General features: G+C 53.0%; 14 protein-coding genes. 7 read left to right on the plus strand and 7 right to left on the minus strand.

Features of this window, described 5'->3' with window-relative positions; translation table 11 throughout:
* Nucleotides 1-88: 88 nt before the first annotated feature.
* From ghrB to Z042_RS03860, 5 genes are all read left to right on the plus strand, one after another.
* The gene (gene ghrB / locus Z042_RS03840) at nt 89-1,072 is read left to right on the plus strand and encodes a glyoxylate/hydroxypyruvate reductase GhrB (protein ID WP_024912878.1); all 984 of its coding nucleotides are present in this window, start codon (nt 89-91) and stop codon (nt 1,070-1,072) included.
* A gap of 76 nt (nt 1,073-1,148) precedes the next feature.
* Complete coding sequence (gene parS, locus Z042_RS03845; protein WP_024912879.1) at nt 1,149-1,595, plus strand: type II RES/Xre toxin-antitoxin system antitoxin; 447 nt, start codon at nt 1,149-1,151, stop codon at nt 1,593-1,595.
* The gene (locus Z042_RS03850; RefSeq protein ID WP_024912880.1) at nt 1,592-2,050 is read left to right on the plus strand and encodes an RES family NAD+ phosphorylase; all 459 of its coding nucleotides are present in this window, start codon (nt 1,592-1,594) and stop codon (nt 2,048-2,050) included. The genes parS and Z042_RS03850 overlap by 4 nt, the downstream gene beginning before the upstream one ends.
* Before the next feature lie 133 nt (nt 2,051-2,183).
* A complete protein-coding gene (locus Z042_RS03855; protein WP_024912881.1) occupies nt 2,184-4,250 on the plus strand; it encodes an alpha-amylase in 2,067 nt (688 codons plus the stop codon).
* Nucleotides 4,251-4,436: 186 nt separating this feature from the next.
* On the plus strand, nt 4,437-5,690 hold the full coding sequence (locus Z042_RS03860; RefSeq protein ID WP_024912882.1) for a valine--pyruvate transaminase: 1,254 nt from the start codon (nt 4,437-4,439) through the stop codon (nt 5,688-5,690).
* A gap of 48 nt (nt 5,691-5,738) precedes the next feature.
* Here Z042_RS03860 and Z042_RS03865 read toward each other — a convergent pair whose 3' ends face one another.
* The 3 genes from Z042_RS03865 to ibpA all read right to left on the minus strand — a co-directional run bounded on the left by Z042_RS03865 (nt 5,739) and on the right by ibpA (nt 8,693).
* On the minus strand, nt 5,739-7,397 hold the full coding sequence (locus Z042_RS03865; protein ID WP_024912883.1) for a putative transporter: 1,659 nt from the start codon (nt 7,395-7,397) through the stop codon (nt 5,739-5,741).
* A 166-nt stretch (nt 7,398-7,563) separates the two neighbouring features.
* A complete protein-coding gene (gene ibpB, locus Z042_RS03870) occupies nt 7,564-7,992 on the minus strand; it encodes a small heat shock chaperone IbpB (protein WP_024912884.1) in 429 nt (142 codons plus the stop codon).
* Between the two features lie 287 nt (nt 7,993-8,279).
* A complete protein-coding gene (gene ibpA / locus Z042_RS03875; protein WP_024912885.1) occupies nt 8,280-8,693 on the minus strand; it encodes a small heat shock chaperone IbpA in 414 nt (137 codons plus the stop codon).
* Between the two features lie 321 nt (nt 8,694-9,014).
* Between ibpA and Z042_RS03880 the strand changes: the two genes are divergently transcribed.
* Complete coding sequence (locus Z042_RS03880) at nt 9,015-9,359, plus strand: YceK/YidQ family lipoprotein (protein WP_024912886.1); 345 nt, start codon at nt 9,015-9,017, stop codon at nt 9,357-9,359.
* A 40-nt stretch (nt 9,360-9,399) separates the two neighbouring features.
* Here the strand turns inward: Z042_RS03880 and Z042_RS03885 are convergent, their stop codons facing one another.
* Nucleotides 9,400-10,695: a YidR family protein gene (locus Z042_RS03885; RefSeq protein WP_024912887.1), complete on the minus strand. Its 1,296-nt coding sequence runs from the start codon at nt 10,693-10,695 to the stop codon at nt 9,400-9,402.
* Between the two features lie 127 nt (nt 10,696-10,822).
* Between Z042_RS03885 and Z042_RS03890 the strand changes: the two genes are divergently transcribed.
* Nucleotides 10,823-11,782 (plus strand): threonine/serine dehydratase, encoded by a 960-nt coding sequence (locus tag Z042_RS03890; RefSeq protein WP_024912888.1) that lies wholly within the window; start codon nt 10,823-10,825, stop codon nt 11,780-11,782.
* Between the two features lie 366 nt (nt 11,783-12,148).
* Here the strand turns inward: Z042_RS03890 and yidA are convergent, their stop codons facing one another.
* The 3 genes from yidA to recF all read right to left on the minus strand — a co-directional run bounded on the left by yidA (nt 12,149) and on the right by recF (nt 16,598).
* Nucleotides 12,149-12,967, minus strand: coding sequence for a sugar-phosphatase (gene yidA / locus Z042_RS03895; protein ID WP_024912889.1), 819 nt, complete (start codon nt 12,965-12,967; stop codon nt 12,149-12,151).
* Between the two features lie 112 nt (nt 12,968-13,079).
* Nucleotides 13,080-15,494, minus strand: a complete 2,415-nt coding sequence (gene gyrB, locus Z042_RS03900) for a DNA topoisomerase (ATP-hydrolyzing) subunit B (protein ID WP_024912890.1) — start codon at nt 15,492-15,494, stop codon at nt 13,080-13,082.
* A gap of 18 nt (nt 15,495-15,512) precedes the next feature.
* Nucleotides 15,513-16,598, minus strand: coding sequence for a DNA replication/repair protein RecF (recF, locus tag Z042_RS03905; protein ID WP_024912891.1), 1,086 nt, complete (start codon nt 16,596-16,598; stop codon nt 15,513-15,515).
* Between the last annotated feature and the right edge of the window lie 88 nt (nt 16,599-16,686).

Below are 16,686 nucleotides of genomic sequence, written 5' to 3' on the forward strand. Positions count from 1 at the left end.
GTTCGCATGTTCCACAGAACAATCCCGCCCTTCTCCCTGTAACGCTTTATGTTATGTTGAATAAATTGTTATCTTGCTGGAGTTTATGATGAAGCCTTCCATTGTATTGTACCGCAGTATTCCCGCTAACCTGCGTGAACGGCTGGAACAGCATTTCACCGTCCATGCCTTCGACAGCCTGACCCCAGAAAACCCCGTAGCGCTGCAACAGGCGCTATGGCAAGCCGAAGGGCTTATCGGTTCCGGTGGGCAGATCGATGAAGCCTTCCTACGGCAAGCACCTAAACTGCGTGCGGCTTCAACCATTTCCGTCGGCTATGATAACTTTGATGTTGATGCGCTCAACGCCCATAACGTGGTGTTAATGCATACCCCTACGGTGCTGACCGAAACCGTCGCCGATACCCTTATGAGCCTGGTGCTCGCCACTGCGCGCCGCGTGGTGGAGGTGGCTGAACGGGTGAAAGCGGGTGAATGGCAGGAAAGTATCGGCCCTGAATGGTATGGCGTCGATGTGCATCATAAAACCATGGGTATCCTTGGTATGGGCCGCATTGGTCTGGCGCTGGCGCAGCGCGCACATTTCGGCTTCGGGATGCCGGTGTTGTACAACGCACGCAGCGTTCATCAAGCCGCGGAGCAACGCTTCAATGCCCGCCGCTGCGATCTCGACACGCTGCTGGCCGAATCTGACTTTATCTGCATCGTCTTGCCGCTGACCGATGAAACCTTCCATATGATTGGCCGTGAGCAACTGGCGAAGATGAAAAAGAGCGGCATCCTGATTAACGCGGGCCGTGGCCCCGTGGTGGATGAAGCCGCACTGATTGAAGCCTTGCAAAACGGTACGATCCACGCCGCCGGGCTGGATGTGTTCGAGCAGGAGCCGCTGCCGGTACATTCACCGTTGTTGAACATGCCAAACGTGGTCGCACTGCCGCACATTGGTTCTGCCACTCATGAAACCCGCTACGGTATGGCCGAATGCGCCGTGGATAACCTGATTGCTGCGCTCACTGGCACAGTAAAAGAAAACTGCGTTAATCCGCAAATATTGAAAACATCATTGTAGACAGGCTCAGCGGCTGATTGCGCAATCTGGACAAATGTCTATACTGGAATAAGACAAATGAGCATTTGGAGATGTTATGCGCACATTCAGCCCATCGAAAGGGCCAACGAATAACGAACTGTGGCGCTCTGCCGGTTTCCCAGCCAGCAGAGGGCCTGAGTTAATCCTGCGTCTGCGCCAAGGTTTACCGGTATCGGTTATTGAAACCATACACAGTTGGGTGGGTTTTCCTAAAGCGGATATCCTGCGCATTACCGGTATCAACGCCAAAACGTTGAGCCGCAGGAAAGCGGGAAGCGGGATATTAAGCCCGGAAGAAAGCGAGAAGATTGCGCGCTTAATCCGTGTGGCCGATGCAGCAGTCGCGCTCTTTGAAGGCGATCGCGAGAAAGCCATTAGCTGGTTGCGTAAGCCAGTTCGTGGTTTGGGCAATGAAACCCCTGAGAGCCTGCTTAACACTGAGAGCGGTGCGGTTGAGGTGCTCGAGCTCATCGGCAAACTGGAGCACGGCGTCTTCTCGTGATCGGTTATCGGATCGTGAAAACCAAATACTTGGCTACTGCCTGGTCTGGTTACGGCGCACAGCAATTCGGTGGCCGCTGGAATCACAAGGGGAAAGCCATGCTCTATCTGGCAACCTCGGTTTCCTTGGCGATGCTCGAATGCCTGGTGCATTTTGATGATGCAGCCTTGTTGCAGCATTACACCTTGCTGAGCATCGATATACCCGACAGGGATATTATTACGCTAGAACCTACCGCATTGCCGGCAAACTGGCAGCAATTGGCAGCCCCACAAGAGACGATGGATATCGGTTCTGAGTGGCTGGACTCTGAAACCTCTGTCGGCTTATTGGTTCCTTCAGCGGTGGTGCCGATGGAAAACAACCTCTTGATTAACCCCCAGCACGCGGATTTCACGGCCTACCTGAGTAGCGTTCAGGCGATACCGCATCTGTTTGATGCAAGGCTGAAATAGCGGTGCCTTGATTGCTCCCCCTTCTCCCTCCGCCCCCAAATTTCTGCCAGAGGATGAGGCTATTTTTTCTCCATTCTGCAAACTGGGCATTATCCTACGATAAAAATGCTTCCTGCCATGAGTAAGGAGAGCCATGAAACGCCCGATATTTCCTCTACTGATGCTGTTTTCACCCGCGGCCTTAGCCACCTGGACGCTGCAAAACTTCCCGGCTTTCAACGAATCCCCCAGCGGGCTGTTTATCAGCCAGGCTACGTTGCCAAAAGGGCAACTGCCGTTGCAGCTTTACCAGAGCCAGCAGTGCTGGCAACCCGTAGAAACGATCAAACTCAACCAGCCTCTGTCGCTGCAACCGTGCGGTGATAACCCGCCAGCTAACTGGCGGCTATTCCGCAGCGGCGAATATCAGGTGCGTCTTGATACGCGCAGCGGTACGCCGACGCTGCAACTTAGCCTGAAAACCGAGCCAGAGAATACCGCAGCTACCGTGGCTCACACCTGCCAGCGCTGGGATGGAAAACCGGTGACGATTGCCGTTAACGGCACCTTCGCCGAAGGCGAAACGGTACGTGATTTCTACTCCGGCCAAACCGCCAAGGTCACTCTAGGCAAGGTTACCCTGCAACCAGCAGCCAACAGCGGCGGCCTGTTATTGCTGGAATCGGCCACCACGCAGCAGCAAGCCGCCTTTAATTGGCACAACGCCACGGTGTATTTTGCACTGACCGACCGCTTTGCCAACGGCAACCCTGCCAACGATCATAGCTATGGCCGCCGCAGCGACGGTATGCAGGAGATCGGCACCTTCCACGGCGGCGATCTTGCCGGGCTGACGCAAAAGCTGGACTATCTGCAACAGCTTGGCGTCAATGCACTGTGGATCAGTTCACCGCTGGAACAAATCCATGGCTGGGTTGGCGGTGGCACCAAAGGCGATTTTCCGCACTATGCCTATCACGGTTACTATCATCAGGATTGGACCAGGCTCGATGCCAATATGGGGAGCGAACAGGATCTGCGTAACCTGGTGGAACAGGCCCATCAGCGCGGTATCCGTATTCTGTTTGACGTGGTGGTTAATCACGTTGGCTACGCCACGCTGACCGACATGCAGCAATTTCAGTTTGGCTCGCTGTACTTGAAAGGCAGTGAGCTTGAAAAAACCTTGGGTAATAATTGGGGTGATTGGCAACCGGGGCCAGGCCAGAGTTGGCACAGTTTCAACGACTATATTAACTTCAGCGATAAAGAAGGCTGGAAAAATTGGTGGGGCAAAAACTGGATCCGCACCGATATCGGAGATTACGACTCACCGGGTTTTAACGATCTGACCATGTCACTCGCGTTCCTGCCGGATATCAAGACCGAAGCGCCCGGCGCCAGCGGCCTGCCGGTGTTTTATCGCCATAAACCGGACACCGCCGCACGCGAAATCCCTGGAGCCACGACTCGCGATTATCTGACCATCTGGCTCAGCCAGTGGGTACATGACTATGGTATTGATGGCTTCCGCGTTGACACCGCCAAGCACGTCGATAAACCGACGCTGGCATTGCTGAAACAGCGCGCCGCTGCTGCGCTGGCAGAGTGGAAAGCGGCAAACCCCAAACAGGCGCTGGACGATGCACCGTTCTGGATGACCGGCGAAGCCTGGGGCCATGGCGTGATGAAGAGTGATTATTACCAGAATGGCTTTGATGCGATGATCAACTTCGATTTTCAGGATCAGGCCGCGCAGGCGTTAGGCTGCTTCTCTACGATCGACACCACCTACCAGCAGATGGCCGACAAGCTGCAAAACTTCAACGTGCTGAGCTACATTTCCTCGCACGATACACGCTTGTTCTTCAACAACGATGCTAAAGGCTCACTGCCGTTTCAGCAACGGGCGGCAGATTTGCTGTTGCTGGCTCCGGGCGCGGTGCAGATTTATTACGGTGATGAAAGCGGTCGGCCATTCGGGGCAACCGGCTCTGATCCGTTGCAGGGCACACGTTCCACGATGAACTGGGATGAACTGACAGGAGCCAAAGCACCGCTGCTGGCACACTGGCAGGTGCTGGGCCAGTTTCGCGCTCGCCACCCGGCGATCGGAGCCGGTACGCAGCAGTCACAGCAAACGTCACATTATTATGCGTTCAGCCGCCAGCATGATGGCGACAAAATGATGGTAGTGTGGGTAGGCGATCGGTCACAGTAATTTAGATGGTGTACTGCAATTGCGCCCGTATTTGTCTGGCGCTATGGTAGTGGTTTACCTGCTGATAACAACACTGTTGCGCCTATACCAAAAATACTTGGAGTTGCAGGTAGGCAGCAACAGCATGAGCCCTGAAAGGGCAGAGTCAGGCAGCCAACCCCCTGCGGCTTCAAGTATGAATGGTATATGACTTTTTCACTTTTCGGCGACAAGTTTACCCGTTATGCGGGCATCACCCGCTTGATGGACGATATGAACGACGGCCTGCGTACTCCGGGCGCTATCATGCTCGGTGGCGGTAACCCGGCGCATATCCCAGAGATGGAAAGCTACTTCAAGCAGTTGTGCCAGGAAATGCTCGATCAAGGCAAATTGACCGAGGCACTCTGTAATTACGATGGGCCACAGGGTAAAAACACCCTGCTGAAAGCGCTGGCTAAGCTGTTACAAGAAGAGTTGGGCTGGCCTATCGAACCACAGAATATTGCGCTGACCAACGGCAGCCAAAGCGCGTTTTTCTACTTGTTCAACCTGTTCGCTGGCCGTTATGCCGACGGTAGCCGCCGCCGTGTGCTGTTCCCGCTGGCGCCGGAATATATCGGCTACGCCGATTCCGGGCTGGACGAAGGGCTATTTGTCTCTGCCAAACCGAATATCGAACTGCTGCCGGATGGCCAGTTCAAGTATCACGTCGATTTTGAGCACCTGAATATCAGCGATGATATCGGTATGATCTGCGTTTCACGCCCGACCAACCCGACCGGCAACGTGATCACCGATGAAGAACTGATCAAGCTTGATCTGCTGGCCCAGCAACGGGATATCCCACTGGTGATCGATAATGCCTACGGTGTGCCCTTCCCCGGCATTATCTTCAGCGAAGCTACGCCGCTGTGGAATCCGAATATCATTCTGTGCATGAGCCTGTCCAAGCTGGGCCTGCCGGGTTCACGCTGCGGCATTGTGATTGCTGACGAGAAAATCATCACTGCGCTCACCAATATGAATGGCATTATCAGCCTGTCACCGGGCAGCATCGGCCCAGCCTTGGCTGCGGAGATGATTGAGCGCGGCGATCTGCTGCGCTTATCCGATGAGGTGATCCGCCCGTTCTATAAACAACGTGTTGAACAGACTATCAGCATTCTCCGCCGCCATCTGCCGCCGGAGCGTTGCCTGATCCACAAACCAGAAGGAGCAATTTTCCTTTGGTTATGGTTCAAAGATCTGCCTATCAGCACCGAATTGCTGTATCAACGCCTGAAAAAACGCGGCGTGCTGATGGTGCCGGGCCACTACTTTTTCCCAGGATTGGAACATGAATGGCCACATACGCACCAATGCATGCGCATGAACTATGTACCAGATCCAGAGCAGATTGAGCGGGGCGTGATGATTTTGGCGGAAGAAATCGAGCAGGCGCATCAGGAAGCGGGCTAATCGCAGCGATCATGGGGCTCCGCAGGCAGAGCCCCAACGCTCATACAGCTACATCGTCCAGAACAATACCGCCAGCAGCTGCGGAGACATAATGCGCAGGAACATCGCTAACGGATATACCGTGGCATAAGACAGCGCCGCTGCACCGCTGGTAGGATGCAGGCCGTTGGCAAAGGCTAACGCAGGCGGATCGGTCATCGAACCCGCCAGCATCCCGGACAGCGTCAGGTAGTTCATTTTGCCCACGACTCTGGCAAGCACTCCCACGGTGATCAACGGAATGGCGGTGATTAACGCACCATAACCCACCCAGGCCAGCCCATCGCCATGCAGCAGAGTATCAACAAAATTTCCCCCCGATTTCAGCCCCACCACCGCCAGAAACAGCACAATCCCCAATTCACGCAACGCCAGGTTGGCACTGGGCGGCATAAACCAGTACAGCTTGCCGATGCTGCCGATACGCCCCAGGATCAACGCCACCACCAGCGGGCCACCAGCCAGCCCCAAACGCAACGCTGCCGGGAAACCGGGAATAAACAGCGGGATAGAACCGAGCAACACCCCCAAACCAATGCCGATAAACACCGGCAGCATCTGCACCTGTTGCAGCTTCTGCTTGGCATTACCCACGATAGCGGCCACGGCTTCAATGGCTTCTGGTCGCCCAACCAGATTGAGAATATCACCAAACTGCAACGTCACATTGTTGCCTGCCACCAGCTCAACCCCGGCACGGTTAAGGCGTGAGATCACCACATCGTATTTCTGTTTCAGATTAAGATCGCGGATTTTTTTACCCAGCACCTTCTCGTTGGTCACCACGGCACGCACCACCTGTAGCGCGGTACCTTGCGTGGAGAGTGAAACATCCACCTCTTCACCAATCACCAAGCGGGCATTTTCCAACTGCTCACGTTTACCGACCAAATGCAGAAAATCTCCCAGCTCCAGCTTCTCCTGCGGAGCGGGCACCATCAACAGATCACCCCGTTTCAGGCGCGAACAGATGATGTCATCACTGTTGAGCAGTGGCACATTCTTGATCGCCATTCCTTGCAGATTAGGGTTACGCACCGCCACGTTCATGGTCTGCAACTGCTCGCGATTATTGCCCAGGCTATTATCAAATGCCTGCGCTTCCTGTTCGATATTGATACGGAAAAACAGGCGGATCAGCCACATCACCAACAAAATGCCACAGATGCCGAACGGATAGGCCATCGCATACCCCATCCCCATGCGATCAACCAAGGCCGGATCGGAACCCAGATCGGTAAGTATTTGCTGCCCGGCCCCCAACGCCGGAGTATTGGTCACCGCACCCGAGAACACCCCAAGAATAATCGGCAACGGCACGGCAAACAACTTATGCACAACCGCTGCCACCACCCCGCCTACCAATACCAGCAAAATGGCAAAACCATTCAGCCGCAAGCCCGATACACGCAGGGACGAAAAGAAACCAGGGCCAACCTGAATACCGATGGTGTAAACAAACAGGATCAGACCGAACTCCTGAATAAAGTGCAGCATGTCGCCGTTAAGACTGATTTGATAAGTCTGGGCAAAGTGACCGACGATGATGCCACCGAACAGCACCCCGCCTATCCCCAGCCCTACGCCATACACTTTCCAGTTGCCGATCCACAATCCGAGAATAGCCACCAACGCCAACATGCTGACGGTCAGGGCAATATCACTCATAAGTCACATCCTTACCTCAAATTTAACAATCTGTATGCAGTTAAAATATGCAATCAGTAAGGATTCTGACATAAGGCGATAGGGGGGAATGTGGGTTGCACCACAGAATGCAACGGGGGAAGCCCGAATGAGCTTCCCCCGTGAGTTTTTCTTTTTTTTCAGCCAGTTATTTGACTTCCAGCTCCGGCGTGCTACCAATGCTGATACGTTGCGGCTGCAAGGCTTCCGGTACATGACGCACCAGATCAATATGCAGCAAGCCATTTTCAAATTTAGCGGCAGCAACCTGTAAATGCTCAGCCAGGGTAAACGTGAGGGTGAACTCTTTGCACACCAACCCTTGATGCAGATATTCCACCTGTTTTTCTGCTGGCGCAGGCTTCCCGCGCACGGTTAGGCGTGGGCCTTCCACTTCAATATCCAATTCACTTTGCTTGAACCCGGCCAGTGCCAAGGAAATACGGTAGTGGTTGTCGTCACTTTTCTCAATATTATAGGGTGGGAACCCCTGGGGTTCCTGTCCGCCCATTGAGCTGGCCAATTTGTCAAAACCGATCCATTGACGCAGAAGCGGGGATAAATCGTAATTACGCATATGTATTAACTCCTTCCAAGAAGCGAGATGATACCCTTCGTCTTTCAAGGTACAGGGGTGTTGGCTGCGTTACTCGGCCCATGTTGGGCCTCGCCCCTTCGGGGCCGCTGCGAGCAGCGTTCAAATCTGCTTTTGCAGATTTGTCACTCACCCGAATCACTTACTTAAGTAAGCTCATCGAGATTCATTCAGTTGCCGCCTACCTGTATCTTGAAATCCATTGGGTATATATTGTTTTGCCCCCTGACGGCAGGCAAGGTTATGTTTCACCGATGAGTGAAAGAGAATTATTTAATTTCTATCCGGCGCGGTTTTAAGGTTTCTGGCACGATGCGTTGCAGATCGATATACAGCAAACCATTTTCCAGTTTGGCCCCTTTAATTTGGATATGTTCAGCCAATTGGAATTTGCGCTCAAAATTACGTTCGGCAATGCCCTGATATAAATACGTTCTTTCTACAGCTCCGTTACCGTGGGCACCACGAACAATCAGCAGATTATCGTGCGTGGTAATCTCCAATTCCTGCTCAGCAAACCCGGCTACCGCAATAGCAATGCGGTAATGATTTTCATCCACCAATTCAACATTATACGGAGGGTAACCTCCATTACTTTGGCTTTGCCCTGCTTCAAGGGCATTAAACAGGCGATCAAAACCAATCGCGGAACGATAGAGCGGGGAAAGATCGAAATTACGCATAAAACAGCCTCCTAAAGTATTTCAGCGAGGTTTTTAATAAAGTCTTCCACCATGGGCAGACTCAGAATCCCGTCGTACTTCAAATTGCATCTGCGTTAGCTTTCCTGCAATTCGAATTATCCTGGGTATAGCCAGAATTCCCTTTCGGCAAATTCTCTCTTTGGCTTTGATAAGAAAATGGGGATCATTTTCCTGGTTTCAACCACTGGTGATCAAAAAAATTGCTTAATGGAACAACGAGAATGGATTTATCACATACAATAAAATAGATGAGCCTTCATAGAACGGTATTTGGTGTCTCTAAAAACTCAGGATGGATTAATGAAACCGATAAAAGCAATAACAGCTGGTTGTATGCTACTGACCACCAGTGGTTGCTCCAGCGTCATGAGCCACACCGGTGCCGATCAGGGATACTATGCTGGGACACGCGCCAACGTGAATATGATGAAAAGTGATGACACCAGTTGGGCCATGATGCCACTGTTGGCGATCGATCTGCCCTTCTCTGCGGCGATGGATACCCTATTATTGCCTTACGACTACCTGCGATCAGACAACGATAAAGCGGCCGAATCACCCAAAATCCGTGTCCAGCATGATGAAGAGCAAAATCTGGCCACCAGTGGGAATCCGGGCCAAGGTATAGAAGCAGCCCCCCACTGATTCATTCTGTGGATTGTTCTGGCCTGCAAGCGCGCGGCGCTCACTCAGCTAAGCTCGGTACAGCCACAGTAAAGATTTGGCTGAACCCCTCAATCTCACGCACAAATGCCACCTGCTTACCGTCTGGTGAGAACACCACCGCATCCCCCAACGGCGGCTTCGGTGTCCGCGGCGTTAAGCGCTGCATTTTGCCGTCGTTCACGTCACACAGCATCACGCTGTTATCACACACCAGCGCAATCCTGCCGCCCTGCGGATGCCAATTAAATGCTGACTGAACGCTGTGTACCCCTTGAGTCACCTGATAGGGTTGGCCACCGTTAGGTGAAACCGTCCATAACTGCACAACGCCACGATCGTCCTGCATCAAAAAGGCGATAGCATCGCCAGCAGGCGAACTACGCAGCCAGTGACGTGAGGTTGCCACCACCCCTGGGTGGCGGCGCTGGCCGGTAAAAGTCAGCCGTCGCTGCTTTACCCCCAACGGTGGGGCCGGCAAGCTGCTGTCGGTACCCTGTAGGGGAGCGCTACCGGCTTTGGCATAGTCTGCGTCGTTTTCCGGCAGATCGACCACAAACACTTCAGGCAGTTTTTCCCCTTGAACAGAAAGCGTATCGCCAATAAACGCCAGTGCCCAGCGCTGACGGCTACCATCGGCTTTCAGATAGCCTTGCTGCCCAATCCATCCTTCTTCATAGGCTCGGTTGATCTGATCGCTACCCGGCTGCGGAGCTGGCGTGGTCACACTGACCAGCACACAATAATGGCTGCCATCGTATTCGCGTGGGTGCTGCTTGGGCGGGTTCACTCCCTGCAACGGCACCGCCACCCCGACATTACGCAGATCCAGCGCCGGATCGCGTTCATGCATTACGTGGTCGTTATAGGTAAAACTCAGGCGGCTGCCATCCGGGCTGAATACGTGTACGTGCGTACCGCCCCGCAGCGCACCGGGAGTATAAGGCGCGGTAATATCCATCGCGTCCAGCGTGATCGCCAGTTCACGATCGGGTTCGCAGACAATCACACCACGGCGATGATGAAAATCGTAGTGCCAGTAACTGTCTGGGTATTCCGGCCCGTGGATAAACACATAGCGCGCTGGAGCATCCGGGCTGACCGTGACCACTCCTACATGCGCACCATGCTGTGCCCGATACACCACTTCAACCTCGCCGCTGACTACGTTCACGCGCTCAATGGTTAAACCGGTGAAAGAAGCGCCATGTGGGCGAACATCGTAAACCAGCCACTGGCCGCATGGCGTCCAGGTGTTAATGTTGGTTAACTGATGATGACGCTGATCAAAAGTCAGTTGTTGTTCCTGATGGCTCATGGCGCGGCGGCTCCTGTTTTTGTGTGATATATACCATTTAACGACCCTGAATAGGCCAAGTAACCAAGCCAATACACCTGCAACTTGCAGTATGATGGATATATCTAAAAAAATTAAAGGAATCGGTATGAATAGCTTGTTCGATGAAATTGTCTTGGCGCACCAGCAGTTACGCCCACAGGTTCATGTTACACCTTTGGAACACAGTGTACTGCTTTCACAACAACTGGGCTGCGAACTGTACCTGAAATGCGAACAGCTACAGCCTACCGGTTCATTCAAATTTCGCGGAGCCAGTAACAAACTGCGCTTGCTGAGCAATCAACAACGTGAGCAAGGGGCGATCGCCGCATCAAGCGGCAATCATGGCATAGCGCTCGCACTGGCAGGTAAACTGATGGGCGTTAACGTCACCGTGTATGCACCAGAAACCGCCGCAGCTATCAAACTGGAAACCATTCGCGCGCTTGGGGGCCAGGTGGAGCTGATTGCGGGTGATGGCTTAAATGCCGAATTGGCTGGGGAAGCCGCTGCCCGTGCGCAGAATAAAACCTATATTTCCCCTTATAACGATATCCAGGTCATTGCCGGTCAAGGCACCTGCGGGATGGAAATGGTAGAACAGCAGCCCGATCTGGATGCCGTCTTTGTTGCCGTGGGTGGTGGAGGGTATATTGCCGGTATCGGCACCGTCATGAAGCAACTCTCGCCGCAAACACAGATTATTGCCTGTTGGCCAGAAAATGCTACCAGCATGTACAGCGCATTAGAGGCTGGGCATATCTACCCGGTGGAAGAAAAAGATACACTGTCTGACGGCACCGCTGGCGGGGTTGAACCAGGGGCGATCACTTTCCCGCTGTGCCAGCAGGTGATTGATCGCAAAGTGCTGGTCAGCGAAGAAGAAATCAAGCAGGCAATGCGCATGATTGCCGCCAGCGATCGCTGGATCATCGAAGGTGCTGCCGGTGTGGCCTTAGCCGCCGCCTGCAAGCTGGCTCCCGAGTTGCAGGGGAAAAAAGTGGCTGTGGTGCTGTGCGGTAAAAATATCGTGTTGGAGAAATACCTGAAGGCAATTGAGGGATAATAAGTCTCAATGAGATGTTTATCATATTCGAAGTTGCAGGTGTATTGACTTTCCTGCAACTTAAATTGTTTAGAGTAGCTTATTTTACCGGGCAGTTTCTTGCATCATGATTTCGCCCATTGCAGATACTACACCTTCTAGCTTCTGGGCAAGTTTGGGCATTATGGCCCGGTTTGTTGCAGACAGAGCAACGGTTCACGTTGGGGCAATTTCTCAATGTGTGGTTACCCGCACCACAATGGCTACATGACATAGCTTCCCTCTTTAGTATGAATCATAAATATCGGAACATTGTATTTTGCTCGTTGACGTAGTGCAACGATGACCACATAGTTATTGTGTCATTTATCTGCATCTTGAAATGTTTTAGGCTGGATGTAGCACAAACTTCTCGATCGCACGCGCTACGCCATCTTCCGTGTTGCTGGCTGTGACAAACTGCGCGACGGCTTTCAGCTCAGGAATGGCATTGGCCATTGCTACACCAACCCCGGCATACTCGATCATCGCAATATCATTGCCCTGATCGCCCAATGCCATCACGTTTTGCTGCTTGATACCGAGATGATCGGCCAACATTTTCACCCCAGCCCCTTTATCTACCTTCTTATGCAGAATCTCCAGGTAATAAGGTGCACTTTTCATGATGGTGTAACGCTCCAACGCTTCGGCTGGCAAGCGGGCAATGGCGCGATCAAGTAATTCCGGTGCATCGACCATCATCACTTTTGGGAAACGGATCGTGCGATCCATCTCTTCCACGCTACGGTATTTCAAGGGAATACCGGTCATCGCGGATTCACGAACGGTATATTGACCAATATCTTGATTCGGTGTGTACAGGGTGTCGAAATCAAACGCCTGGAAATGCACGCCAAACTCCCGCGCCATCTGCTCGAAATAGAGATAATCCTCAAAGCCAAGCGTTTCCTGCAAAATACAAGCACCATCCGCCGCTCGCAACACCAGTGCGCCGTTATAGGTAATACAGAAATCGCCACTGCCCTGAATATTCAACTGACGCAGATAATCCTGTACGCCAACGTAAGGCCGCCCGGTGGCTAATACCACATGAACCCCCTGGCTACGCGCGGCGGCAATCGCCTGCTTTACCGCTGGCGTAATCTGGTGCTGTGGATTAAGCAGCGTGCCATCCATATCAATTGCAATCAGTTCAATAGCCATTAGAGCTTCTCCCAGTGGTTTTTCCTCATGCTAACCCGTTTCAGCTTGCCAAACAGCATAAAAAAATCCGCGTAGGGAACCCTTACGCGGATTTTCAGTGCCTAGGTATAGGTTAAATATCAATATTCGCCGCTTTCAGAGCGTTTTCTTCGATAAAGGCACGGCGTGGCTCAACGGCATCCCCCATCAGGGTTGTGAACAGTTGATCCGCAGCAATAGCATCCTTCACGGTCACACGCAGCATACGGCGCTGCTCTGGGTCCATGGTGGTTTCCCACAGCTGTTCTGGATTCATTTCACCCAAGCCTTTATAACGCTGTACCGACAAACCACGGCGCGACTCTTTCACCAACCACTCCAACGCCTGCTCGAAGCTGCTCACCGGCTGGCGGCGCTCGCCGCGCTCAATGTACGCATCCTCTTCCAGCAAACCACGCAGTTTTTCACCCAGCAGGCAAAGCTTGCGGTATTCACCACCGTGGATGAAATCGAAGTCCAAGTCATAATCGGTATCCACGCCGTGAGTACGAACACGCAATACCGGCTCAAACATTTGGCGCTCACGGTTTTCATTAATCACGTAATCGTAGCTGCTGCCGTACTGCTCGTTATCGTTCAGCAATTTCACCAGTGATTCAATCCACGCTTTCACTTTGGCCTGATCGCTCAGATCGCCTTCGCTCAGGGTAGGCTGATAGATCAGATTATTCAGCAATGCACGCGGATAGCGGCGTTCCATGCGGCCAATCAGTTTCTGTACGCCATAGTGTTCAGCCACCAGTTTTTCCAATGGCTCCCCCGCCAATGCCGGGGCGCTGGAGTTGGTATGCAGCGTCGCACCATCAAGAGCAATGGCAATCTGGTATTGATCCATCGCTTCATCATCTTTGATGTACTGTTCCTGCTTGCCTTTTTTCACCTTATACAACGGCGGCTGAGCAATAAACACATGGCCACGCTCAATGATTTCCGGCATCTGACGATAGAAGAAGGTCAACAACAGTGTACGGATGTGTGAACCATCAACATCGGCATCGGTCATGATGATGATGCTGTGATAACGCAGTTTATCCGGGCTATATTCATCGCGGCCAATGCCGCAGCCCAGCGCGGTTATCAGAGTGGCAACCTCTTGTGAAGACAGCATCTTGTCAAAGCGCGCCTTCTCAACGTTGAGGATTTTCCCCTTCAACGGCAAAATTGCCTGGCTTTTGCGGTTACGGCCCTGTTTGGCGGAGCCGCCCGCAGAATCCCCTTCCACCAGGTACAATTCAGACAGCGCCGGATCGCGCTCCTGGCAATCCGCCAGTTTACCCGGCAGGCCGGCCAGATCCAGCGCGCCTTTACGGCGGGTCATTTCACGTGCTTTACGCGCCGCTTCACGGGCACGGGCCGCATCAATGATTTTGCCGACGACGATTTTCGCATCTGATGGATTTTCCATCAGGTAATCCACCAGTTTCTCGTTCATCAGCGATTCAACTGCCGTTTTCACTTCGGAAGACACCAGCTTATCTTTGGTCTGCGAAGAGAACTTGGGATCTGGCACTTTCACCGAAACCACGGCAATCAGGCCTTCACGCGCATCGTCGCCGGTGGCGCTGACCTTGGACTTCTTGCTGTAGCCTTCTTTATCCATGTAAGTGTTCAGGGTACGGGTCATCGCGGCACGGAAACCGGCCAGGTGAGTTCCCCCGTCACGCTGCGGGATATTGTTGGTAAAGCAGTAGATATTTTCTTGGAAACCATCGTTCCACTGCAACGCCACTTCCACACCGATGTCGTCTTTCACGGTAGAGAAGTAAAACACCGTTGGGTGGATCGGCGTTTTATTCTTGTTCAGATATTCAACAAACGCCTTGATACCCCCTTCGTAATGGAAGTGGTCTTCTTTATCGTTACGTTTGTCTTTCAGGCGAATGGAAACACCGGAGTTCAGGAACGACAGTTCGCGCAGGCGCTTAGCCAGAATGTCGTACTCAAACTCGATATTGTTGGTAAAGGTTTGGTAGCTCGGCCAGAAACGCACGGAGGTGCCCGTTTTCTCGGATTCACCCACCACTTTCAATGGGCCTTGCGGCTCACCGTGGCTGTAGGTTTGCTCATGCACTTTGCCATCACGGCGGATCACCAGCTCCAGCTTCTCTGACAACGCATTCACCACCGAAACACCCACGCCGTGCAGGCCACCAGAAACTTTATAGGAGTTGTCGTCAAATTTACCGCCGGCATGTAACACGGTCATAATAACCTGCGCCGCAGAAACTCCTTCTTCTTCGTGAATACCGGTCGGGATACCACGGCCATCGTCCTGCACCGAAACCGAGTTGTCAGCGTGGATCGTCACCTGAATAACACTACAGTGGCCAGCGAGTGCTTCGTCGATAGCGTTGTCCACAACCTCGAATACCATGTGGTGCAGACCAGTGCCGTCATCGGTATCGCCGATATACATGCCGGGGCGCTTACGCACCGCGTCCAGCCCTTTTAATACCTTGATACTTGAGGAGTCATAAGAATTCGACATCAACGTTTCTCGCTCATTTTAGTCCTGTGGTTGAACCTCTATTTTACCCTGTTCCACACGGAACATCCTGCCCTTTTCACCCACCATGTCGGTGACTTGTTCAGCGCTGACTGCGCTGACAAAAACCTGAGCCTGGGTGGCTTTGAGGCGATCGGCCAGCAACCGGCGACGGCCGGTGTCCAGCTCGGAGGCAAAATCATCAATCAGATACAGGCAACGCCGCCCGCTCTGCCGGGTGAGAAACTCACCCTGCGCTAAGCGCAATGCGCACATCAGCAACTTAAGCTGACCGCGCGATAACAAATCCTCTACCGGCGTGCCTTCGGCACGAATACGGAAATCCGCCTTATGCGGCCCCACCGCAGTATAGGTTAACGCTCTGTCGCGCTCAAACTGGCGCTCCAGTAACTCTCCGTAGTCACTCTCTTTGTCCCAGCCGCGCTGAAAAGAGAAACTCAAGGCAAATTCGGGCAAAAACTGCGCGCAGGTCGCGGTGATATCCGCGGCGATTGCATCACTGTAGGATGCCCGCCACTCGCTGATGCGTTCAGCCAACGGGATCAGTTCCTGATCCCAGGCACGAATCTGTGCATAACGGCTCACCTGGCGCAGCGCGGCATTGCGTTGCTTCAGTAACCTTTTCAGGTTGCTCCAGGCGGTGAAAAAACCAGGTTCGTTATGAAAACAACCCCAATCCAGAAAAGCACGCCGGTATTTTGGCCCGCCGTTTAGCAGAGTAAAACCTTCGGGGGTGATTAGCTGCATGGGCAATAGCTGAGCTAGTTCGGCCACTTTGTGGCCGTCGCTGCCATCAATACGTACTTTGCTGTCACCCTGACGGCTCTTGCTTAATCCCACCAACAATTCACGCTCTGCACCTTCGATCCGGCCATGCAATACGAACTCTGGCTGATCGTGGCGAATAACCCGCCCAATCTGCAAACTACGAAATGCACGCCCGTGCCCCAGCGTATACACCGCCTCCAACACGCTGGTTTTACCGCTACCGTTGGGCCCCACCAGAAAGTTAAATCCCGACGCGGGCGCCAGATCGGCGGCTTCAATATTACGGAAATCTTTAATCAGTAAGCGCGTCAGTGCCATGCCAATCCCATTACCAGGAAAACTACGCTCAATATAAGAACGTTATCGACGCAGGCCGTTTACATGTGGCAACAAGCTGCACAGCCAC

Origin of the sequence: Chania multitudinisentens RB-25, assembly GCF_000520015.2 — a bacterium.
GTDB classification, from domain to species: Bacteria; Pseudomonadota; Gammaproteobacteria; order Enterobacterales; family Enterobacteriaceae; genus Chania; species Chania multitudinisentens.

Coding starts and splice junctions, on each gene's coding strand:
- ibpB (WP_024912884.1), bottom strand. CDS start 7,992: ATGCGTAATTACGATTTATCCCCGCTTCTGCGTCAATGGATCGGTTTT.
- yidA (WP_024912889.1), bottom strand. CDS start 12,967: ATGGCTATTGAACTGATTGCAATTGATATGGATGGCACGCTGCTTAAT.
- Z042_RS03860 (WP_024912882.1), top strand. CDS start 4,437: ATGACTTTTTCACTTTTCGGCGACAAGTTTACCCGTTATGCGGGCATC.
- gyrB (WP_024912890.1), bottom strand. CDS start 15,494: ATGTCGAATTCTTATGACTCCTCAAGTATCAAGGTATTAAAAGGGCTG.
- ibpA (WP_024912885.1), bottom strand. CDS start 8,693: ATGCGTAATTTCGATCTTTCCCCGCTCTATCGTTCCGCGATTGGTTTT.
- Z042_RS03890 (WP_024912888.1), top strand. CDS start 10,823: ATGAATAGCTTGTTCGATGAAATTGTCTTGGCGCACCAGCAGTTACGC.
- Z042_RS03885 (WP_024912887.1), bottom strand. CDS start 10,695: ATGAGCCATCAGGAACAACAACTGACTTTTGATCAGCGTCATCATCAG.
- recF (WP_024912891.1), bottom strand. CDS start 16,598: ATGGCACTGACGCGCTTACTGATTAAAGATTTCCGTAATATTGAAGCC.
- parS (WP_024912879.1), top strand. CDS start 1,149: ATGCGCACATTCAGCCCATCGAAAGGGCCAACGAATAACGAACTGTGG.
- Z042_RS03865 (WP_024912883.1), bottom strand. CDS start 7,397: ATGAGTGATATTGCCCTGACCGTCAGCATGTTGGCGTTGGTGGCTATT.
- Z042_RS03880 (WP_024912886.1), top strand. CDS start 9,015: ATGAAACCGATAAAAGCAATAACAGCTGGTTGTATGCTACTGACCACC.
- ghrB (WP_024912878.1), top strand. CDS start 89: ATGAAGCCTTCCATTGTATTGTACCGCAGTATTCCCGCTAACCTGCGT.
- Z042_RS03855 (WP_024912881.1), top strand. CDS start 2,184: ATGAAACGCCCGATATTTCCTCTACTGATGCTGTTTTCACCCGCGGCC.